Origin of the sequence: Psychrobacillus sp. MER TA 171, assembly GCF_023713305.1 — a bacterium.
GTDB lineage: Bacteria > Bacillota > Bacilli > Bacillales_A > Planococcaceae > Psychrobacillus.
In genome coordinates this window covers 1-22,109 of the sequence record NZ_JAMAWN010000036.1, presented here as the reverse complement: position 1 = coordinate 22,109, position 22,109 = coordinate 1, and the positions used below count along the sequence as shown (strand labels likewise).

General features: G+C 35.4%; 19 protein-coding genes, 1 pseudogene and 1 other annotated feature. Of the genes and pseudogenes, 4 read left to right on the top strand and 16 right to left on the bottom strand.

From position 1 onward, the window contains the following. Positions 1-234 precede the first annotated feature (234 nt). A complete protein-coding gene (locus tag M3627_RS19640) occupies positions 235-1,431 on the bottom strand; it encodes an MFS transporter (RefSeq protein WP_251557184.1) in 1,197 nt (398 codons plus the stop codon). Continuing rightward, entirely contained in the window at positions 1,431-1,844 is a 414-nt protein-coding gene (locus M3627_RS19635; protein WP_251557182.1) for a MarR family winged helix-turn-helix transcriptional regulator, read from the bottom strand. The genes M3627_RS19640 and M3627_RS19635 overlap by 1 nt, the downstream gene beginning before the upstream one ends. 126 nt (positions 1,845-1,970) lie before the next feature. Between M3627_RS19635 and M3627_RS19630 the strand changes: the two genes are divergently transcribed. Then, complete coding sequence (locus tag M3627_RS19630; protein WP_251557180.1) at positions 1,971-2,465, top strand: GNAT family N-acetyltransferase; 495 nt, start codon at positions 1,971-1,973, stop codon at positions 2,463-2,465. Here the strand turns inward: M3627_RS19630 and M3627_RS19625 are convergent, their stop codons facing one another. Further along, positions 2,466-3,221: a class I SAM-dependent methyltransferase gene (locus tag M3627_RS19625; RefSeq protein ID WP_251557177.1), complete on the bottom strand. Its 756-nt coding sequence runs from the start codon at positions 3,219-3,221 to the stop codon at positions 2,466-2,468. Between the two features lie 159 nt (positions 3,222-3,380). Next, positions 3,381-4,616, bottom strand: coding sequence for an ATP-binding protein (locus M3627_RS19620; protein ID WP_285841754.1), 1,236 nt, complete (start codon positions 4,614-4,616; stop codon positions 3,381-3,383). 189 nt (positions 4,617-4,805) lie between these two features. Between M3627_RS19620 and M3627_RS19615 the strand changes: the two genes are divergently transcribed. Further along, positions 4,806-5,090: a hypothetical protein gene (locus M3627_RS19615; protein ID WP_251557174.1), complete on the top strand. Its 285-nt coding sequence runs from the start codon at positions 4,806-4,808 to the stop codon at positions 5,088-5,090. 42 nt (positions 5,091-5,132) lie between these two features. Here M3627_RS19615 and M3627_RS19610 read toward each other — a convergent pair whose 3' ends face one another. After that, positions 5,133-5,633, bottom strand: a complete 501-nt coding sequence (locus M3627_RS19610; RefSeq protein WP_251557172.1) for an NUDIX domain-containing protein — start codon at positions 5,631-5,633, stop codon at positions 5,133-5,135. A gap of 33 nt (positions 5,634-5,666) precedes the next feature. Beyond that, positions 5,667-6,497 carry a DUF2785 domain-containing protein gene (locus M3627_RS19605; protein ID WP_251557170.1) on the bottom strand — a complete coding sequence of 277 codons (831 nt, stop codon included), beginning with the start codon at positions 6,495-6,497 and terminating at the stop codon, positions 5,667-5,669. 363 nt (positions 6,498-6,860) lie between these two features. Between M3627_RS19605 and M3627_RS19600 the strand changes: the two genes are divergently transcribed. Both M3627_RS19600 and M3627_RS19595 read left to right on the top strand, forming a co-directional pair. Next, on the top strand, positions 6,861-7,583 hold the full coding sequence (locus M3627_RS19600; protein WP_169358170.1) for a hypothetical protein: 723 nt from the start codon (positions 6,861-6,863) through the stop codon (positions 7,581-7,583). A gap of 68 nt (positions 7,584-7,651) precedes the next feature. Then, positions 7,652-8,860, top strand: a complete 1,209-nt coding sequence (locus M3627_RS19595) for a hypothetical protein (RefSeq protein ID WP_251557168.1) — start codon at positions 7,652-7,654, stop codon at positions 8,858-8,860. Between the two features lie 918 nt (positions 8,861-9,778). On the opposite strand, the gene M3627_RS19590 is transcribed toward M3627_RS19595, so the two are convergent. The 10 genes and pseudogenes from M3627_RS19590 to M3627_RS19545 all read right to left on the bottom strand — a co-directional run bounded on the left by M3627_RS19590 (position 9,779) and on the right by M3627_RS19545 (position 21,984). Further along, complete coding sequence (locus M3627_RS19590; RefSeq protein WP_169358168.1) at positions 9,779-9,958, bottom strand: hypothetical protein; 180 nt, start codon at positions 9,956-9,958, stop codon at positions 9,779-9,781. 112 nt (positions 9,959-10,070) lie between these two features. Continuing rightward, positions 10,071-10,331: pseudogene (locus tag M3627_RS19585) on the bottom strand (amidase family protein); the annotation flags it as partial. A 355-nt stretch (positions 10,332-10,686) separates the two neighbouring features. After that, positions 10,687-11,160, bottom strand: a complete 474-nt coding sequence (locus M3627_RS19580; protein ID WP_169358167.1) for a DinB family protein — start codon at positions 11,158-11,160, stop codon at positions 10,687-10,689. Positions 11,161-11,306: 146 nt separating this feature from the next. Continuing rightward, entirely contained in the window at positions 11,307-11,780 is a 474-nt protein-coding gene (locus M3627_RS19575; RefSeq protein WP_169358166.1) for a hypothetical protein, read from the bottom strand. Positions 11,781-12,590: 810 nt separating this feature from the next. Then, positions 12,591-14,288: a methionine--tRNA ligase gene (metG, locus tag M3627_RS19570; RefSeq protein WP_285841753.1), complete on the bottom strand. Its 1,698-nt coding sequence runs from the start codon at positions 14,286-14,288 to the stop codon at positions 12,591-12,593. 54 nt (positions 14,289-14,342) lie between these two features. Next, positions 14,343-14,599 (bottom strand) — a binding site (T-box leader). A 44-nt stretch (positions 14,600-14,643) separates the two neighbouring features. Next, the gene (locus M3627_RS19565; RefSeq protein ID WP_251557166.1) at positions 14,644-17,238 is read right to left on the bottom strand and encodes a cation-translocating P-type ATPase; all 2,595 of its coding nucleotides are present in this window, start codon (positions 17,236-17,238) and stop codon (positions 14,644-14,646) included. A 206-nt stretch (positions 17,239-17,444) separates the two neighbouring features. Continuing rightward, a complete protein-coding gene (locus tag M3627_RS19560; protein ID WP_251557164.1) occupies positions 17,445-18,797 on the bottom strand; it encodes an amidohydrolase family protein in 1,353 nt (450 codons plus the stop codon). A 430-nt stretch (positions 18,798-19,227) separates the two neighbouring features. Then, positions 19,228-20,097, bottom strand: a complete 870-nt coding sequence (locus tag M3627_RS19555; RefSeq protein ID WP_251557163.1) for a protein kinase family protein — start codon at positions 20,095-20,097, stop codon at positions 19,228-19,230. 100 nt (positions 20,098-20,197) lie between these two features. After that, positions 20,198-21,133 (bottom strand): DUF2268 domain-containing putative Zn-dependent protease, encoded by a 936-nt coding sequence (locus tag M3627_RS19550; RefSeq protein ID WP_169358162.1) that lies wholly within the window; start codon positions 21,131-21,133, stop codon positions 20,198-20,200. A 98-nt stretch (positions 21,134-21,231) separates the two neighbouring features. Then, a complete protein-coding gene (locus tag M3627_RS19545; RefSeq protein ID WP_251557162.1) occupies positions 21,232-21,984 on the bottom strand; it encodes an SDR family oxidoreductase in 753 nt (250 codons plus the stop codon). Positions 21,985-22,109 lie beyond the last annotated feature (125 nt).

Sequence of the window (22,109 nt, the reverse complement as noted above, 5' to 3'; positions counted from 1 at the left end):
ACATCGTGTGGAGGTAATACACATGAATGGAGACAGTTATCGGATGAAAAACCGACAGAATTTGTTTTAAGCAAAAGTGTTCACTCTAAATTAGCAAAAAGTGTTCAATTCTACTTGACGGTTACATCTATTACCTTCAAAGGGTTTATTAGACTTGATTCAATTTCTAAATAAAGCTCATTAGTTCCTTTTAATTGTTACTGTTTTACAAAAAAGATTATGAAGTTAATTCATTCAGGATATTTTTAAAAGTTCTTTGTCTCTTCTACCATGCAGTAGGTAATAAATAGGAATACAAATTAGTATTAAAAAAACCATGGAAAGAAAAATAGGACGATAACCGCTATACGGTACTATGAAACCTAAGAGAAATGGACCTACTCCTAATCCAATGTCATATAAAATAAAATAAGTGGATGTAGCAAGACCAAATCGATGGGCTGGAGTTACCTTCACTGCTACACTTTGAGCGATTGAATTAAAGTTACCATAACCGATCCCAATGAGTGCTGCTGCAAGTAAAAGCATCCACCCTGCAGTTGCCTGGCTGAATAAAAACATACCGATAGCAAACAAAACTAAACAAGGATATGTTACAATATTAGCTCCTCTAGAATCCATCAGCTTTCCTGTAAAAGGGCGAGAAAAAATAACGACTATAGCATAAATTAAAAAGAAATAACTTGCTGCAGATACTAGATTTATCTCAACTGCATAGAAGGATAAAAAGGACATGACCCCAGAATAACTAAATCCGATTAATAATGCGACAAAAGAAATAGGTATAGCTCTAGGCTCTATAAATTTCGATATAAATGAGCTTTTTTCCATATCTCGATTTGGAGATTTAGGTAATGGCACATCTATTTTTACAACCGCGTAGATGATTAAGCACACAACCGAAAGCACTACATTCATAGCAAAAATCCATTGGAACCCACCTTCCATTTTTAATAATAGAATGCCTAGAAATGGACCTATAGCAGTTGCTAATATGGCACTTAAACTGTAGTATCCTATTCCTTCTCCCTTTCGAGTATTCGGTAAGATTTGAGCAATAATCGTGCCGGTAGCTGTTCCTGCAATACCAACAGCAATCCCTTGAAGTAGTCTATTAACAATAAGAAGTCCAATATTAAAAGTCGCAAAATATAAGGCAGACGTAAAAGTAAAAAATAATAATCCTATCCACAATGTTTTGTGAGTCCCTATATTCCCTATAACTCTACCTGCCCCTAATCGGCCTATGAGAGACCCTATTATGAAAATACTTGATACTAGACCTGCTGTGCTAGTAGTTGCCCTGTATTCTGACTGAGCATAAGAGGCTATCGTAACGATTAATAAGTAAAACATTAAGGTAATTATAAAATTGATCAAGGAAATGAAAAGAAATTCCTTTGTCCATAATTTTTCTTTTTTCAATGCCATCATCTTCCCTTTATATTAACAAGTAGCTTTTCTAATACTCGTTCTGTAATTTTTCTATCTTCTTCCGTGATATCTTTTAATAGGTCCATTTGAAAGGCTTCTACTATTAATTTTGCATCCTTATATTTCAAAACACCTAGACTTGTTAAATGCATCACTTTTTGTCGCTTATCCTGGCCAGTACCTATGTAGATTAGACCTTGATCTACTAGCTTTTGAGCTATCGGAGTTACGGACGGCTTTTCTACTCTCCAATAAGCTGCTACATCCGTAAAGGTGGAAGGTCCCTCTTCTTGCAAAATACGTATAAGTCCCCACTGTATTTCTGTTAAGCCTAGTGGCATCAATAAATCATGCATTTTGCTACTATATGGTCGAGAAATCAATTTTAAAGTAGTAAAAAAAGGGTGCATTTCAATTCCTCCTTAATTAGTTAGTTAGGCTAACTAATTTTAAACGTTTAAATTATGTTTGTAAAGAAAACATTTCTTGCCATTTACATTTCAAATATTTATATTTTTTATAAGGGGGGAGTATCTATGGAAATGAGGCTAGCAAACGAAAAAGATTGGGAACAAATCAGGTACATATATGAAGCAGGTATCTCTACTGGTAACGCAACCTTTGAGACGAGTGCCCCAGCTTCATATGATCAATGGATTTCAAAAGCGGATAATCTATGTACTTTCGTCATGCTACATAATGAGGCAGTAAAAGGTTGGTGCAGACTTAGCCCCGTTTCACACAGGGCTGTTTACGAAGGAGTTGGGGAAGTAGGTATTTACGTTCATCCAAAAGCAACCGGTTTAGGAATTGGAAATCAGTTACTTGGAAAATTGATTGGTAGTTCAGAAGAACATGGTTATTGGATGCTACAGGCAAGTATATTTCCAGAAAACAAAGCTAGTATAGAACTTCACAAGAAAAACGGATTTAGAGTGGTTGGATATCGAGAGCGAATTGGAAAACATAATGGAGAATGGAGAGATAACTTACTTTTAGAAAGAAGAAGCAAGTTCATTGGTAATGAATGATTAAACAGTTGCACGAACAATATAGTAAGAGTTCGTTATAGGTAAGCCATCCTCATCGTTTGAAGCAAAAATCTCTGTTATTTCGTCTAAATTTTCATTTATAATTTTCTGCATTATATTTGGATGCTGTCCAAAGCATCTTTTTATAATGACATCCATAGGGCTGTGTAGCTTTTCAATATTACTCACTGTTTCTATCTCCCATTTATCAAAGTTAGCTGTTATTAACCTTTTTTCTATAGCTTTTAAGGTTGAGTCTTTTGGTAACTTGGCTTGAAAAAGATTTGGAAATAAAATAGGCAGTTCCTTGTCCATATTGTCACCAGGATGCAAACCGAGTACAGCTCCACCTTTTTTCACTGTTTGTGTTAAAGCAGGATATCCAGAAGTCGGCCCTTTCCGAATATATGCACAGTCAAATTGATCTTCTGAAAAGGGCAACTCTTCTTTCGTACTACCTTGTATGAAAGAGACATTCTCAGGCTTCTTTCTATTTCCATGTTCAATAAAGAGGTTAGTTACATCGAATCCTACTACCTCTTTTGCTAACGAGCTACAATTAATAGCAAATTCTCCATGACCACAACCAACATCTAATACTTTTTTAGACACAATCATTTTTCTAACCTCTTGATCAAAAACTTTCTCTCCATTAGGTTTTAATATAGTAGAACTCCATGAATATGCATATTCTCCTTGCTGTTTCCCCAAGCTGGTTGTACCATTCAAATGAATGAGGTTCAATCCATTCTGCAAACAGAGTTGGATTTAATAATGCCATAAAATATACCTCCCTATTATGTTAATTGTGCACACCTATAGCTAAGCATTGCTTATAGTGACACTAAAATTTGAGCTTATCTAACTGGACGTAACTCAATCCAAAAAAGAAGCGCTAATATTTAGCCCTTCCTTTTAAATTGGTATAGTCAGAGTGAATATCGTTCCTTTACCCTTCTTACTTTTTACTTCTACATTTCCTTTTAGCTTAGAGATCGTCCCAAACACCATCAGCATACCAAGACCAGTCCCCTCTTTTTTATTAGAGTAATATGGCTTCCCTAACTGACTTATTTCTTCTGAAGACATCCCAATACCCTGATCTTGAATGGTAATAACAATGTCTTTTCCTATTTGTACAGCTTTGACAAAAAGAATTCCCCCCTTGCCCTTCATCGCTTCAATACCATTTTTTATTAAGTTAATAATACATTGTTTCATTTGATTGGAGTCAAATTTAATCTTTGCTGTGTTCTGAAACTCTAGCCTGATTTCAACTTCATTGAATTTAGCAAAGGGCATCATTACGTTTTTCACATATACTAATTCTTCCTCCATTGTAGACTCAACCATATGTACTGATTGCGGCTTAGCAAATGCTAAATAATCATTCAAAATACTTTCTGCTCTATTCAACTCTTTTAATGAGTATTCTATATAAACTTTATCATTGGGTGTAATATCCTTCGATACGCTCAACAATTGCAAAAATCCATTGGTTACGGTAAGTGGATTTCTTATTTCATGAGAGACACATGCTGACAGCTCGCTCATCACATGCAAACGCTCTGAACGAAGAAAGTTATCTCGCTGTTTAATATTGGACAGAATCTTTTCAATCATGATCATGTTAAATAGCATAATTACTGCATAAGTAATAATTACATAACCAACAATATTCCAATATTCGGAATTCAGTGTTTCAAAATAGGTGGATAACGAAATTAAGTAAGTCACACCGTTTACTAATACTACTATTATACCTGTAATTATTCTGTTTTTAGGAGATAGGCTAGTAAACTTTTTATGCAGCAATGGAATAATAATAAAAGCCAATGTTGAAAAAATAAACGATTGAAAGATTCCCTCTCCACCAACAAAGAAACGGACAATATTTAACGTAATGTATAAAGGCAATATTATCTTGTGGCCGCCATATAAAGCCAGAGTAATAAACGGAATATATCTTAAATCTACTGTAAAACCTAATTCTAATCTTATTGGATAAATCATACACAAAAACATAGAAACAATAGAAGAAAATATATAATAATATAAATTTTTTTTACCCTTATAGTTATCTATAAAAATGACAAATAGTAGAACCGGTAAAGTTATAAATAATATATTTATTAAAAAAGTTTGCAGCAATGATGGTCCTCCTCGGAGCTTCTTCCATATACACAAATGTAAATTATAACATATATATTACCAAGTCTTTCATATTAAAATTTTGCTATTTTCAAATTGATACAAGAATAAAGTTTAAAGTTAAAAATATGAGGTAGACATAAAGTAGGCCTAGAAAAAATTTACCAACTATGAATGGAGGAATTTAAAATGAAGAAAAGAATATTCGCTTTACCAATAGTTTTAAGTTCAGCATTACTATTAGGAGCATGTGGTGATGGAGACGATGATATCAATGATATTGAAGTAGAGGATCCTACTTTCGAAGATGATGGACAAAATGATACAGGTATTCCTTCTGAAAATGAAGGCGAAGTAGATACTCAAGATGATCAAGATAGTACTACAGGAACTGATGGTACGGATGACACTACCTCTACCGAAACGGAAGGTACTGAGACAGAAGATATTGAAAGTGATACAGAAGCTAACTAATAAACATAAACCTCAAAGCATATATGCTTTGAGGTTTTTCAATTAGTATACAGACTTAACCATCTTTGCTTCTTCGATAATAGAATGAATTATATCATGATCATCAATGACATAAGGAACTTCTTCAGGTTCCATCCAAATACGTGTGGTCGTTTCGTGCTTCCGCTGAAAGGGATGACATTCTTCAATATCCAACCGAAAGAATAATTGATAGCCAATTATAGGATATTTTCCATTTGGATCAAAGAAAGGATTTTCTTCATGATTTACCTCAATAGCCCCTATATAAGTAGCCTTACCTTTTACAGAGCCCTCTTCGAAGACCTCTCGGTGTAATGCTTCTTCTGGAGTTTCATTTCCTTCTATATGCCCTCCAGGTAGATTAAATCCCCTCTTTTTCACTTTAACTAATAATATTTTTCCTTCGTGAAAGCAGCATCCGTGTACACTTGTTACTGTGTCTTTGTTTCCTATTAATTTGGAACGCTGCCACTTTAACCTTACGGGATGTTGTCCCCATACGACTGTAGTTTGATGAGTCATCTATTTGCTCCTTTTTCCTTGCTGTCCCTGTGATTACTCTCTCTTGTACATAGCTTCATGTAAATTTTTCAATGTTTTTTTGATTTGATGTTGCGTATGTATATTTTGATCGAGATATGTTAAACGAAAATAAAGAGATTTTAAGAAGTTCATAACATTAGATCGATATTTGTAAAAGACTATGCGATTCTGTTCTTTTAATTTTGCTTCCAATAAACTCTCAAAGTTATGTACCCACTCTACAAGCATTTCCTCCGGTAAACCTTTTTCAATCATTGCTTCCACTGCAAAGATTAATCGTTCATCCTCATCGTCCTGGAGAACAGTATCCCTCCAAATACAAGCTTTTATAACGTTTAGCCATTCTTCAGCGTGTAATATGTCGTTGGAAGGATGACTAATAATAGATTCAAAGAGATCTGCGCCATGCGCAATACTATGAGCCCAGCCCTTCCCTTCTACATAACCTCTCACATCTTTTTCTGATTGTAAGTATGTTGTCGTTTTTTTATAGACTTCTTCTAATTGCTGCTTATCTAAAAATTCTTTTGTTTTATCCTTTTCTACAATCAAAGCAAGGACTAGAGATGAGAAGGATCTAGTAAACACAGTATCCGTGTCCTGTTCACCTATGCCTTTAAATAAATATTCCTCTGATAAACAGACGTCTAGTATTTTCACCATGAGGGAGTTTGACAATTTGTTGTTCTCTATAAGTTGGTAAAAAGTAGAATAAATTAAGCTATCTCTTAGCTCTCCATCCACTGAGCCTATATTAATAATCATTTCTTTTATAACTTCCTCTAAATTATCCAAATCTCCTTTTTCATTTTGCCATTCTCTTAATATTGTTTTTAACTGCATTTTAATCCTCCTTAATTAACCATCTCTTTTTATTTCTAGATAAAGGAATTCATTTCCTTCTTTACTGCTATTTATTTTCCCAATTTAAAATAGTTGTATTTAAAATCTACAACTAAATAAAAGATTCAAAATTTTATGCGACTACTTAACAGCAATAGCTTTAGGTGGCATTATTTGCGCCCACACAGAAATGTGAGCGACAGGAGTCGAAATTTAATTAATGAGATAATCAGCACTTAATAGACTGAATATTTTATTAGTTTAGCGGAAATTTTGTTTTTGTGAATTTTTTTCCCAATTGTAAATTTGTACTAAATGATTAAAATTATAGATGTAGGAAAAATATGAAAAAGGAGTTGTACTATGAAAAAACCATTCGCTGCTCTATCGTTATCAGCTATGTTACTCGTCTCGACTTCCTTTACTAGTGCCTCTGCCAACAGCTACTCGTATCTTGATGAAATTTCATCCCTACAACCAGATGTCTCTACTGAAGAAATGATGGCCAGTGTTCAAGAAATTGCAAAAAACACTGGAGAAACGGAAGAACAGATTTTAGAACAAATCTATAAAGAGTTAAAAAACGATCAAGCTCAAGGATTGGCTGAAGCAAAGTCTAATCAAACTCAAGGCGCAAGTGGTGGAACAGTTAGTGTAGGAAACAGTACTAAAGGTAACTTCTACTACACCCCTTCTCAAACAGCCTATCTTGATCATGGTCATGTCGGACTTTATTATACTTCTACTACAATAGTAGAATCTGTTCCTTCTTCTGGTGTACGCACTATTTCTACCACTGCTAGAAAGGTAGATAGCTCGGGTGCTCTAGTTAAATCGGTGGGCACCACTTCAACTAATAGAAATAATGCTGCTAATTGGGCCTATTCACAAGTAGGCCAGAGTTATTCGTACAATTTTGCAACTAACAGATCTACTGGACATAACGGAGCCAAAAACTGTTCGAAGTTAATTTGGTCTGCATATAAATTAAACGGTAACTTAGATTTAGATGATGATGGTGGGCTTGGAGTATATCCTAGAGATGTGCGGGACGCGCCAGGTACAACCTTAGTAAGGAATATTTAACAGTCAAATGACAATAGGACAGTCGACATACTGCCTATTGTCATTTTACTTTTAGGAGGGAATTTTATATGAAGAAAAATATAGTTTCTCTAATCGGAATCATTGGCCTAGGGGTTATTGTTTATTTCGCATACACATTCTTTTTCACACCTACACAAGCAACTAGCAGTTTACTTCTATCTAAAGCTGATATCGAAAAGGAAAATTTTCTACATAACAAGAAGGCAATTCTTTATCTGTCTACTACGGCTGATCAGGATATAGATGGGGAAGGATTTAGTTATGCTGTTTTCATTAATAAATCAGGTAAAGCTCAAGCATTAAAAATGGAGGGATTGGAGTTAGGCAGCACAGCAGTTTATGACAACAACGTTTTTTTAGAGGAAAAAGATATGGTTCGCCTAGTAGGAGAGGAATATAAGGAATTTCCAATGAAAACTGACCAGTACACAGGAGAACGTTCAGGTTATATTCAAGAGGAGGAAATATTCTTTAGCATTTATAACAGTGGATTTGCACAGGATGGAAAAGGATATCGTTCAGATGTTCGGTTTGGAAACGAGAAAAATTTTCAAACAGATAAAATTCCCTTTTACATCGCAGCCTCTGGCGTTGAAAGTGATAAAGTCAATATTCTTACTCAGGATGTAGATAAAAATGAGTTCTATTTAAAGGAAGTAACATTTGATACATCCTTAGAGGTTAAACATTTATCAAAAGTAGATACACCAAAGGATGAATTTTTTAACGCATTAGCCCCTGTCTTATCAGATCAAACATATTATTATTTAATCTTGTCATCTGCCATAGATGACTTCAACGAGAAGACCAGTCTTTATCGAATCAATAAGGATACTCTTCAGCAGGAAACGTATGATTTCATCGAATATAAGGATATGAAGGATCTTGTGGCAACCGTTCCATATAATTTTAAGAACTCTGCTTATATATATAATGACTTTCTGTACTTTATCAATGGCTTAGGGGAAGTTTACACCTTTGATACAAATACAGAAGATATCCAGCTAAAATTCTCTTTAGAAGATGCTAGTGAATCTAAAATAAGAAATAATGAAGAAACTTATTTTAAGGATGGTTCACTTTTTGTCCTAAGATATAGTGAAGATAAGAAAGAAAAATATTATTTAGAGGAATATGATTTAACCAATGGCAATCGTGTAAGTAGCCTTGATATAACTGGCTTATCCGAACTATTATCAAGCGTTCAAAGAAAAAGTATTTACTCTTATGATTTAAAGGTATTCGATACGCAATAAATTACAGCACTGGGACAACACGCATCTTAGAAGTTCAAAAGCCCTGAAAATTTTACAAATAGTAAAATTTTCAGGGCTTTTTTGCTACTTCATCATTGTTGTTCTACGCTACAGCGAACGCTTTCCTGGGGGCACGTTGCCTTAGCCTGTAGCCTCTCCCACGCGCTTTTCCCCTAGGGGTTACCGCTTTCCAATATCCTTACCTTGAAATTATTTATCCTAGCTGTAAATATAAATAGCAATTTTCTGACTGAGGTAAACTTATATGCCAATAATTTCCCCTTCTTTAACGAACGCTATTAGTTTAATCTTATTTCCAAATCAATTTCATAATTCCATTATTTATGAAAAAACTTGAACAATTAAAAGAGAATAAGAGTATTATATGTTTTTTTATAAGGCTATGTTAGAGGGTAGGGTTGATTTATGATGCAAAGAAATCTTAACCAGAGAGTAGAACTGATTTCCGCCCCAGCCGGACGCTTTCCACGGGGTGAGCGATAAGCCATCACCCATCGCTTACGCGCGTGGTTGTGAGGTCTTATCTGTCTCACTCATCCCGTAGGAGTCGCCGTCTGGTGCTCCAATCAATAAATGGGAACAGCTTTAATGTATCGATAAGTGTTAATAAATTTATTCCCATAAACAAAGTTGAAAAGTGTCACCAACCCCAATTTCATCATCTATTTATAGTCTTAATAGCGATTTGAACGTTCTTTTTTTATGTTTACAGTTACTATAAAAAAGAGTTGTTAGTCAAAATCAACCAATAACTTTAACAAAGCTTTTATAATAAAGTAGAGTTGATTTCCGCTTTCCGTGGGGTGATGGTTTTATTTGTCTCCACATTCATACTTAAATCGCCGCATGTAGCTACAATCCATATAAAGAAGTTTTTTGTGTTTGATTGGTAAATCGCTATTCAGCTAATGCCGTAATTGAAAATAGGATAATCGCTGAACATACACTTATTACAATCGTATTGACAGAAGTATCCTCGTTGTCTCTAACTTTATGCAAGATAGAAACTAGGTTTACACAAATAATTACAGCTAGTATTGGATTATATAAAACTCCTAATTGTGCAATTTGATACAAAATATCCTACTCCTTTCTTTTTGTTCTACTATTAAACTTAATTGAACTACATATGCCTATGATACGCTATTTATTAGAATTTATTTCCAAAAAATTCATTGATTGATGAAGCTTTATCAACTAAGAAAGCATCTTGATTACTAATGTAGCTTTCTAGCGCAAGTGACCCAGCGCTTGTATGCATAGAATCATTTGTTTCAATATTATCTTTAAGCAGAACAGGAATCCCATGTAATAACCCTCTCACGCCTTGTTTCTTTCTTTCATAGTGCAAAGCCTCTGCTATAAATAAAGCATGAGGATTTATCTTGATAATTACATTAAGATTAGGACCATTCTTATCAAACTTTGCAATTCTATCCATATAAAACATAACTAATTCTTATAAAGTTATGTCTTCTTTGAGTAAAGCAAAGTGCAGGTGTTCAACTGTTAACTCTTCTTTTAAAAAGGGGTTGAACTTTATACTCAATTTAAAAGCTCCCTTAGAAAGTAATGTTTGAGTAAATACTATAATTACGACATCTTTTAGACTTCATAATTTACTCTAACTTTAACACTTATATTAACAGTACATTAAAAATTTTATATAAAATATATTCCCCAAGAAGATTTAGCGGTTTCCTATAACACATTTTCAAAACCAACCTTAAACTGGCTGGTTTCTGTTTTCTCTCTATATATTCTCTCAAAAAAACACCTTCATTTTTAAAATGAAGGTGGCTTCTTTACATCTGTTGTTCTTTTGTAGGTCCCATAACTCCGGGTACCTCTAATCCTGCTTGGCGAAGTAAAACGGTCATTTGACCACGATGATGTGTTTGATGATCTATGATTTTTCGTAATATTTGACCACGTGGAATAGAAGTGCCAAACGCAGGTACTTGCTCTACCAAATCTGCATCCGTTAGAGATGCTGCAGCCTCTTTAAAAGCATCTGCCATTGTTTCATAAGCAGAGACAATTGTGTCAACTGATCCAGGTACTTCCTTAGGGTTCCCAACAGATGGTAGGTCAATTTTTGCTAGCTTAGCTAGAAAAATGGGTGCTGTCGTTAAATGCCAAGCTAACCATCCTAGTGTATTATGGTTTTCTGCAATTGCTTGGTTCAGCTTATCATCTGTCATTGCTTTAAAAACGTTAACTGTACCATCAGCTGACATCGCCCATTCTTGTATAAAATCTTCTGTTTTACGATACATATGAATACCTCCTAGTTATATCTATTTTCATTTTAATTTAAAAGCCGTCTTATTCAAGTAAAAGGACTTACTAAAAATGAATTCAGATTCAAGATATAAATAAAGTATCATCATTTAACTTAGCTGGAATATGTATTTCCAACAGGTTATTTCTCTTCTTCAAAAAACATCTTCCCATCTCGATACTTTGCATATGGGTCATCTTTTTCACCGATCAATAACTTTCCTTTAACAATGTAAGCAACTTCATTCCATTCACTTTTTTCTCCATCCTGCTCTACTTCAAGCTTGATATGGTGCCAGAATGAGTGCCCGTCTTCGTACTCGATCTCTACAATTTCAAAGTCTTTCAGTTTATACTTTTGTTCTTCCAAGAGATTGATTTTTTCTAAATATATAGCTTTTGCTTCCTGTTCGGATAAGTCAGTTTTACCAGCTAACTTACCCTCTTCTGTAACATATAAATGTAATTGTTTAAATGCTTTCTCATAATCCTCATCTATTATTGCTTGATAATAATTTTGAATAATATTTTCAGCTTTCTTTTCTTCTACGTAATTACACCCTGTTAACATCAGTATAAATAATAATAACAACAGAATTGAACCTGGTTTCTTCATATTAACCTCCCTATTTTAAGGAAATGGAAAAAACTACTATAAATTAATTATTTTTTTATTTAGCTATGTAAAAGTTATTGTTCTTTTGATTCCGACTTTACAATTGAAATGACTGCTCTAATAATTTTTAAAGTGTGTTGGAGTCATATTACGGCTTTGTTTATAGGAGTGAATAAATAGAAATATGCAGCCGGTCTCCATTTATTGATTGGAGCGCCAGACGGCGACTCCAGTGGGATGAGTGAGACAGATAAGACATCACAACCACGCGCGTAAGCGATGGGTGATGGCTTATCGCTCACCCCACGGAAAGCATCCGGTTGGCGCGAAAATCAAATCTACTTGCCGACTTAGAACACATCATAAATCAAACCTAGCCTTTAACATGTCCTTTTATTTTAACATAATATCCATATAAAAAAAGATGGAGACTGCCTTATATGAAATAAACCTTTCTTCTAGTGTATCTAAATTTTTTTAAACTTTGTTAAAATTATTGGTTGATTTTGACTAACAATTGTTTATTATAGTGACTTAGTGACTGTAAATATTATAAAAAGGACATTCAGATTACTATTAAAATTTTAAATAGATGACGAAATTGGGTTGGTGATAGTTTCGATGATTAAGCTGTTCCATTTATTGATTGGAGCGCCAGACGGCGACTCCTACGGGATGAGGGAGACAGATAAGACATCACAACCACGCGCGTAAGCGATGGGTGATGGCTTATCGCTGACCCCGAGGAAAGCGTCCGGCTGGCGCGGAAATCAATTCTACTCTCTGATTTAAGATTTCTTTGCACATAAATTAACCCAACCCTTTATCATATACATTTTTTAACTGTTTTTCCAGATAATCAATTTCCTCTTGAATTGTACTAGGATCTATTCTTGCAAATAGTGGTTGTATATTGCTTATGTTATCTACTTTCACTTTTATTGGCTTCCAATGAAATTCTTCTAATTTTAATATTTTTCGTACTTCCTCACTTGAGAAAGGAAGGAACGGTGATAATAGTTGAGCAACATTTCCAATGATATAAACGCAACTTGCCAGTGTATCCAGGCAGCTTTCCCTATCTTCCTTTACTTGTATCCACGGCTTTTGCACGTCAAAGAATCTATTCGCTTCACGAATATATGAAAAGATAGAATCTATTGCTAATTTAAAATGACCCCCTTCGATTAATTGACCAACCACACTGTATAAGTTTAAAGTGGATTCTTCTATTTCTGTATTTATTGCTCGATCAGGAATTGTTCCTTCGAAGGACTTTTCAATGAATTTTAATGTGCGATTGATAAAGTTTCCATATGCCCCCAGGAGCTCCCCATTATGACTATGAATAAATTCTCTCCACGAAAAATCCGAGTCTCTGTTTTCGGGCGCATTGCTTGTTAAAAAGTATCTTAAGGAGTCCGGATGATATTTCTCTATAAAATAAGGAGCCCATACTGCCCAGTTTTGACTAGTCGAAAATTTTCTCTTTTCCAACGTTAAATACTCGTTGGAAATGATATGAGTTGGAAGTGTTTCTTGACGAATACCTTTAAGTATCGCTGGCCATATAACAGTATGGAATGGGATGTTATCTTTACCATGTACATAATAGGAAATGGTTTGTTCATTCCAAAATTCTTTTTCATCCGTTTGGTTAAGAGTCGCCCATTCCTTACTCGCTGAGTAATAACCGGAAACAGCCTCTATCCATACATACACTTTCTTTTCCTCGTATCCTTCGATAGGTATACTTACCCCATTTGGCAGATCCCTTGAAGCCGCTCGATCTCGAAGGCCTTCATTTAAATATCGCTCGGTCAGGTGAACTGCATTTTCTCGCCACGCATGATTTGCTTTTGCAGACGTAAGATAATTCTCTAGCTGCTCCTGAAAGCTGCTTAGTTGAAAATATAAATGCTTTGTAGCTTTAACTGTCGGCTCATTTCCACATAGCTTGCAGCTTCTATTCGTTAAGTCCATAGGGTCTAAAATCAATGAGCAGGCATCACACTGGTCCCCTCTTGCGCGGCTTCCGCAATTTGGGCAACTCCCCTCCACATACCTGTCAGGTAAAAACTGATTATCTGACTCACAATAGATTTGCTCAATTTCCTTTTCGTAAATATAACCATTCTTCCATAGCTCTAAAAAGATTTGCCTAACCACTTTATGATGATGATCACTATCAGTTCGTGTATACATATCATAACTAAAGCCCAGACGATTAAAGGTTTCTTTAAACTCGTTATGATATCTATCCGCTATTTCTTTCGTTGTAACGCCTTCAGAATTAGCACGTATGGATATGGGAGTACCGTTACAGTCGCTACCAGAGACATACAATACTTCCTCTCCCTTTTGTCTATAATATCTCGCCAAAATGTCGCCTGGTAATAAGGCAGCAATGTGACCCAAATGTAAGGACCCATTAGCATATGGCCATGCCCCTCCGATAAAAATATTCATTTTAATTCTCCCCTTTTCTTCATTAAGTTTTTTAGCCAATAAGTTTTAAATATCTTCAGCCAAAATAAAAAACCTCATCCATATCGAAATTTCGATAAGGACGAGGTTATCTCGTGGTACCACCTTAATACTCAAATGGTTCACACCATTTGACTCCATAAGTACATAGCAAAAAGCATTTATACTTTGACATGGGTAACAAGTGCCAACTCTTGTCGTATCCTACTAGTTGTTTAACGTTCAGTACGAAGCTCCGAGATCATGTTCGAATGACTAGCTTGCCTCATTTCCACCACCAGAAGCTCTCTATATAACATCATCACTCTACTTTTCCTCTTCAACGCCTTTTTATATTATTAGAATTATACAAAATGTTCCACTCATAAATCAATATTTATTTTTTAGCAAGGAAAAATCTATCTATTTGAATAACTATAAATGGTACGAAAGCCAATCCATAGATCATCGCTAGTTGAGAGCGACTAATTGCGGCAACATCAAACAGCTCGAATATCAAAACTAGGTTCAAAAGAATGACACCAATTAGAAAAGCTATCCAAACAGTTATATTCGAAAACAATCCAATTTTAAATATGGACTCTTTTGATCGGCAATTGAAGCCATGAAATAATCGTGACAAGCATAAGGTTGCAAACGCCATAGTAGTCGCGACCATTGTATCGCCAGTCGCCAAACCTATTTGAAAGGCGATAATTGTTACTGCTGCGATGAGGAAGCCTTCCAATCCAACCTGTATAGCAAACTTCTTATTAAGAAGCGGTTCCTTAATGTCCCTTGGCTTTTCTTTCATTACTTTTTTATTGTGTGGCTCTAAACCAATTGCAATGGCAGGTAAACTATCCGTCAGCAAGTTTATAAATAATAGATGAACCGGTAAAAAGGGAGCAGGTAAAGCAAGAATGGTTGCATAAAGTACAACTAGGATAGCCCCAGTGTTACCAGATAGCAAAAACATAATGGAATTGGTAATGTTCGTGTAAATACTTCGCCCATTGGAAACTGCTTTGACTATGGTTGAAAAATTATCATCAGTCAAGATCATAGCAGAGGCATCCTTTGCAACTTCTGTACCTGTAATGCCCATTGCAACCCCTATGTCCGCTTGCTTCAATGCTGGACCATCATTTACACCGTCACCAGTCATCGCTACAACGTGACCTTTTTCTTGCCAAGCTTCTACTATACGAATTTTATGCTCAGGCGATACTCGTGCATATACAGAGACATTCTCGACTATGTCTTGTAATTCTATATCTGACAATTTTTCAATTTCCTTCCCTTCCATTACTTCCTGAGGACCTTCTACTATCCCTATTTCTTTCGCTATAGCAGTGGCGGTAGTCTTATGATCTCCAGTAATCATAACAGGCTTAATACCTGCAGCAATACAATCTTCTACCGCTTGTTTAGTTTCTGGTCTTAAGGGATCCATCATAGCTACTAATCCAATGAACGTGAGATCCTGCTCCATTTCCATGTTTACTATCGGGGAATCTACTTCTTTATAAGCAAACGCAAGGATTCTTAGACCTTGGCTTGAAAAATGGTGGTTTGCTTGTTTTATCCTTTCGATTTGCCCAATGTTAATAGGTGAAATGCCTGTAGATGTTTCCATTCTTACTATTCGGGATAATAGCTCATCCACTGCTCCTTTTGTAATCATCATATATCGATTATTTATTCGATGAATCGTACTCATTAGCTTGCGATTAGAATCAAATGGCATTTCTCCTACACGGAAATATTGTTGGCGTACGTTCCCTTCATCAAAATTATACAGTTTACTCCAATTCAAAAGGGCAATTTCTGTTGGATCTCCAATTTCTTTTTCTTCAGTACTTATCGAATCATTACAAAGCAACGCCATGCTCATTAAATTTTTATGGAGTGCGTTGTTGATATTAGCTCTGTCAGCTTTTAGAGTTTGCTCATTTACGTACATATGCTGGACTGTCATTTTATTTTGTGTAAGCGTTCCAGTTTTGTCTGTGCAAATGACAGAGATACTCCCTAAACTTTCAGCTGCTCGTAATTTTCGAATAATAGCATTTTCTTTTGCCATTTTCTGTGTACCAAATGCAAGTACTATGGTGACGATTGAACTTAGTGCTTCCGGAATAGCAGCTACCGCTAAGGATACCGCAAACATGAAAGAATCTACTAGCTCTCGGCCTCTAAGAATGTCTAGTCCAAAAATAATTAGGCATATAATGATAATGCCAATAGCCAATCTCTTTCCAAAGTGATCCAGATTCATTTGTAAGGGGGTTTTCTTTTCTTTTGCATTTTGTAACAGATTAGCTATTTTGCCTATTTCAGTCGCCATACCAATGGACGTTACAATAGCTCGTCCTCTACCATTCGTAACAAAACTTCCTGAAAACACCATATTACGCTTATCTCCAATTGCTAGCTCCGCTTTATCAATTAATGCTTCCGTTTTTTCTATTGCTTCGGATTCACCTGTCAATGAACTCTCATTTACTTGTAATCTATAGCTTTCCATCATTCTTCCATCTGCACAAATATAATCTCCCACTTCTAAATAGAGAACGTCTCCCACCACTACCTCTCGGGATGGAATTTTTATAACTTCTCCATTCCTCAGCACCTTAGCTATAGGAGCGGCCATTTCTTTTAAGCTATCTAATGATTTTTCCGCTTTAATATGTTGTACCGTCCCTAAAACTGCATTTAATACAATTACTATTACAATAACTATTGAACTTTCTAATTCTCCTAAAAAAGCAGAAATAGCAGCAGCAACTATTAAAATGATGACTAGAAAATCATTAAACTGCTCTAAAAATACTTGTATGGCATTTTTCCTTTTACCTTCCTCTAATTCATTGAAGCCATTCTCTTTATGTCTTTGTCGTACTTCATAATCTGATAACCCTTGTTGAGTAACGTCAAACTCTTTCATCACTTCTTGAACTGATTTTTGGTAGTATGCTGTGATATTCATTAGATTCCTCCAAACTCATTAGTTAAAATAATTACATACCAATAAATCACTTAGATATGAATATATGTGTGAATTTAAGAGATTAGTACACAAAAAATGATAGATTTCAATTATGATGCGAGTTTACGAGATTTTAATGCATATAAAAACAGGAGAGGCTTTAGTAATTGCCGCTCCTGTCAAAGATTCTATCTTATTATTTTTGATTAGCCTGATTTGTAATTGGTATCTAGAAAACTATTCATAAATTCCTCTACAGATTTTTTAATATTCTCCTCCACAGGAACTTTTTCAAGTAATTCATCTTGCGTATATACAGTCCCTCCCTTAATAATACTATGAATTTCTTTTGTGCAACGTATGTCTTTTAAAGGATTTTTTTCTAGTACTACCATATCCGCAATTGTTCCTTCTTGAATGACTCCTATATCTTGTCTATTAAGAGCATCTGCTGCATTTATTGTAGCTGTCCTTATCGCATCTATTTCAGATAGACCATTTTTAACGAATAGCTCTAGCTCTCTGTGAAGCGCCATACCAGGAAATGTGAAAATACCAGCAGGAGTATCAGTACCAGCTACCACTAGGCCCCCTAAGTCAAAATAAGCTTTGGTAATAGCTTTGTTAAAGGTATGTTGCATTCCTAATATACTCAATGAACTTGTATTTTCAATAAAGCGTCTCCAATGCTGCATTAACACCGAATTCTCTTTAATTTTGTCCATTATCTTTTCTTCAGAATACCAGTAATTCCGCATTAAATTGGCTTGGTCATACAAAACCATTGTCGGACAAAGCACAACATTATATTCCACCAATACTTTACAAACATCTCTAATCTTTTTCTCATCAGGATTCTCCCAGTCAATATCCTTCCATACGTCTTCATTTGCTTGCATGGTCCATTCTGGGAAAAGATCTTTTAAAATACCTGAAGCATGCTCGTTCCATTTAATACCCATTTTAGCAGCATCCGTTGCAGTTACATCTACGGAATGTATTAAATCACAACTGACTTCTCTCTGATGTTTTTTTGCTTCATCGACGACTACTTCCATTATTTCTTTCGATAACCACCCATACACCTTAATGAAATCAGCACCAGCTTCAACCTGCCTTCTAACCTCTGCTCTAGCACTCTGTTCATCATTTACATTTATGTTCCATGGACTATTTTCACCCCACAACCCAGGTGGTCCATCGATAATTCTATCTGAGGAAATAACTCTTGGTGTTGGTGCACCGTCATTCGCATGTATTAGGTTTTCTAATTCACCAACATTTCCGCCCGTATTACGAACGGTTGTAACGCCCGCTGCAGTAAAAATAGGAGCATAATCCTTTTTCATATGTACGTGCATATCAATTAAACCTGGTATTACATACTTTCTTTTCAAATCATAAATAACCGCTTTTTTATGAATATTACCAATCTGCTTGTGGGCAGAAAAAATTCTAGTAATATAGCCATTTTGGATAAGAAGATGTGAATAAGTAATTTTCCCAGTAATTACATCTACTACATTAACATTTTTTAATAATAATACTGCATTCTCCATGGCGCTCTGTCCTTTTCTCCCAGGTATAGGTAAGATATAAAATAGTTGCGATAATTATCTTTGATTTTTTCTTATGTTTCAAAAGGTCTCATCTTTCTATTTCCCCGATTTCTCCCTTTTTCAAACACGGTGTTTGCTTCAGTTACAAAGACTCTTTTTTGTTTATAATCTCATTAATTTCATTAAATAGTTTGCTAATCAAATATTCTTTTTTAGAAGTTATGCATTAACTCACCTAGAACGTTAATTGGATGAGCATAAGCTACTTTTATTATTCTATCTAGCTAGTTCTTATTCCTTTTAGATACAAAAATATAATTTTCTAGAAACTGATTCATTTCTATCATACGGAAAAAGTGTAAACAAAAATGCCTCTTGCAGTAACTATGCAAGAGGCACGCTCTATACTTTTAAATCCAGGTTACAGCTATTACACTTTTTGGGGAGGATCAGTACCATATTCCTCTACGTAAAACTTCCATTCCGTATAGAAATCTATTACTGATGCATAACGATTGTTTCTATTCTTTTCCACTGCTTTCTTAGCGACCTGATATAATTCTCTCCCTGCTTCCCACGTATCATAGGAACGGTCAAGAGCTCCACCAACTAAAGCAAATGCCATGGCTCCCATATTGAAAACATTGGATCGACCATCAATTTCGGATGCAATGGTAAACTCTTCTGGCGACATAAACCTGGAAGAGCCCCAAAGCCTTCCTATTTGGTTATAAAACGGTTTTACTTGGTATAGATCCACGTCACATATTTTAGTTATATTTTGTTTAAAGTCATATAAGATGCTTCCATCGTAAAAGTCTATCGCTACATAATTATTTTTTTCTACATGAACGTGAAATTCAAAAATAGTTGAAAGAGATTGTAAGCGTAATTCAAGTGGAAGTTTTTTAAATCTCTGACAAGCAGAATTTAGTTCAACATTCTTTTGTATATTTAATCCATCAAACCATTCGAATAATAGTACAAACCCTTCCCGGAGCTCTAAATGATCCACTAGTTTAACTAGGTAAGGATGTTCTAACTCTTTATACACATCCTTTGCATTTTTGAGTTTTTTAATGGCTTCTTTAGGATCTCCCGCATAGTTTATAGTTTGAGCACCAGCATATTTTATAAACCTTTTCACATTCCCCTTCTGTACACCAAATGAGATATTACCTGAATCTTGCCGATCAAAGACACAAAAAACCTCTCCAAAATCGTTCAGCCATTTAAAATCATGATGTTCTTTTAACTGAAAGGACACACCGTCTAACACTAATGATTGTGCATATCTCATTTTCGTTCTCCTTCCATAAGAAATTCAAATTCACATTTTTAAAAAGTTCTCGGCTTTGTAAGTTGAGAAAGTAAATTCATGGTAATCTCCTACTCTCTCTTTAGTCCGTATATTGACTCTTAGCTAGTATGTCTTGTGCTGACATTTTGGTCCATTCCCCTATTGAAACGTCACGGTTTTCTTTCAAAAAGTTTTGCATAATCTCATAACCAATCTTGTAATTAGTCCATTTAGCTATCCCTTTAAAATGATTACCAATGAAAAGGAAATTCCATATTTCTGATTCCTCGGAGTTCAAGTTTTCCATGAAAACCTCCCACCCATGCTCCTTATAATAACCGGAAAGAGGCTGTAGCCAAGCTGGTTCCATTTCTGGATAAATGATTTTTGCAAACGTATCTGCCTTTCCCTCCAACACACTTCGCTCTAGCAAGGTCTTAGCACGGCCACTTTCCATTGCAACCGTATGATGATATTCATGTGCCACGGTATACTTTAGAGAGCGCTCTGTAAAAAGAGGATTTATCATTAAAATAAAACCTTCTTTATCTATCGCTAATCCACTCACATATTCTAATTCTTTTAAAGAAACTTCCTCACTAAAGGAAGGAAATATATAAACTTTCTTGTCTTCTCCTGGGAGCTTGTCTCCCGAATCCTCTAGAGCTTCTTTAATCCATCTGTCTATATCATCTTCTTGTGCTCTCAATTGCGTAAGATATTCCCTAACTTCATCTATCTTTGTGGGTTCTGATATTTCTTCATATAAAGAAACTGTATGGTTTGTGCTTTCACCGAAGGCTTTCATGACTTCTTGCTGAAATAATACTTTTATATTATCTGGTTCTTTTTCTGCCTTCTCGATAAAGTTCTCGTATTCATCATAAAATTTGTATAATTCAAATTGCTGACCGTTGTGCTCTAAAATCACAGGATTTTCATCCAGCAATATTTCTGGTTTTTCCACATCTTCGTTACATCCAAACAAAAGAAGAGAGATAACTACAAATATAAACATTCTCCAATAGTTAATCATTAATTTCCCCCAGTAAAGTTGATGAAAATGAAATAGATCTTTAACACAGTTTTATCGGGCCATCCATTAAACGCTATACAATGGATTCTTCTTGACGACTAGCCACGTACAAATCCACCCTCAGAATGAATAATTTGGCCAGTAATCCAAGCCGCTTCATCACTTGCCAGGAAGGCTACACTCTCTGCAACATCTTTTGGTTGACCGATTCGCCCCATTGGAAATTTCGGTAATAGATGTTCTCTTATTTCATCCGTCATCCAGGTAGAATCAGTCGGTCCTGGATTAACAGCATTTACTGTTATTCCTAATGGTGCAACTTCAGTCGATAATGATTTTGTAAAAGCTGTTATAGCAGCTTTGGTTGCTGCGTAGGCAAGCTCGCCGGGCATCGGGCCTAGCTCTTGACCTGATGTCATATTTATAATTCTTCCGCTTCTTAATTCACTGTTTTCGAAGCGCTTGGCAAATTCAACACTTAACAGAAATACTGTTCTCATGTTAACTGCGTAATGATCATCTATCGTCTTGCTGTCCAAATTTAAGTATCCATCGTTTGTGGAGTGAGCCGCATTGTTAACTAGGATAGTAGGCTTTCCTAGTTGCTCCTCTACAGCATCAAGGACAAGTGCGTAAGCCTCGGTTGCAGATAAATCAATATCCAAACCTACACAACGGACACCTAAGTTGTTTATTTCTTGTTGAAATTGTTGGATCCATTCACTTTCCGCTTTCCAATAGGTAAAGAATATATCCATTCCTTTAGAGGCTAATTTTCGACAGATAGCAGTCCCAATGTCTCTATGATTACTTGCTCCTGTTACTATTGCTATTTTTTTAATCATCTGCATCCCCCTCGTATATTAGTAATAAGAGCTCTTTCCGATAGAATTTCCAGTTGATCCGGACAGCTGGAGGATCTGTTGGATTTCCTATAGGAAGTGGTCGCCTCTTGGCTCCCTCACCCTTTTTATGT

Bases quoted from the DNA above. Each gene is read 5' to 3' on its own strand.
- M3627_RS19640 (WP_251557184.1), bottom strand. From the start codon at position 1,431: ATGGCATTGAAAAAAGAAAAATTATGGACAAAGGAATTTCTTTTCATT.
- M3627_RS19635 (WP_251557182.1), bottom strand. From the start codon at position 1,844: ATGCACCCTTTTTTTACTACTTTAAAATTGATTTCTCGACCATATAGT.
- M3627_RS19630 (WP_251557180.1), top strand. From the start codon at position 1,971: ATGGAAATGAGGCTAGCAAACGAAAAAGATTGGGAACAAATCAGGTAC.
- M3627_RS19615 (WP_251557174.1), top strand. From the start codon at position 4,806: ATGAAGAAAAGAATATTCGCTTTACCAATAGTTTTAAGTTCAGCATTA.
- M3627_RS19610 (WP_251557172.1), bottom strand. From the start codon at position 5,633: ATGACTCATCAAACTACAGTCGTATGGGGACAACATCCCGTAAGGTTA.
- M3627_RS19605 (WP_251557170.1), bottom strand. From the start codon at position 6,497: ATGCAGTTAAAAACAATATTAAGAGAATGGCAAAATGAAAAAGGAGAT.
- M3627_RS19600 (WP_169358170.1), top strand. From the start codon at position 6,861: ATGAAAAAACCATTCGCTGCTCTATCGTTATCAGCTATGTTACTCGTC.
- M3627_RS19595 (WP_251557168.1), top strand. From the start codon at position 7,652: ATGAAGAAAAATATAGTTTCTCTAATCGGAATCATTGGCCTAGGGGTT.
- M3627_RS19580 (WP_169358167.1), bottom strand. From the start codon at position 11,160: ATGTATCGTAAAACAGAAGATTTTATACAAGAATGGGCGATGTCAGCT.
- M3627_RS19575 (WP_169358166.1), bottom strand. From the start codon at position 11,780: ATGAAGAAACCAGGTTCAATTCTGTTGTTATTATTATTTATACTGATG.
- M3627_RS19565 (WP_251557166.1), bottom strand. From the start codon at position 17,238: ATGAATATCACAGCATACTACCAAAAATCAGTTCAAGAAGTGATGAAA.
- M3627_RS19560 (WP_251557164.1), bottom strand. From the start codon at position 18,797: ATGGAGAATGCAGTATTATTATTAAAAAATGTTAATGTAGTAGATGTA.
- M3627_RS19555 (WP_251557163.1), bottom strand. From the start codon at position 20,097: ATGAGATATGCACAATCATTAGTGTTAGACGGTGTGTCCTTTCAGTTA.
- M3627_RS19550 (WP_169358162.1), bottom strand. From the start codon at position 21,133: ATGATTAACTATTGGAGAATGTTTATATTTGTAGTTATCTCTCTTCTT.
- M3627_RS19545 (WP_251557162.1), bottom strand. From the start codon at position 21,984: ATGCAGATGATTAAAAAAATAGCAATAGTAACAGGAGCAAGTAATCAT.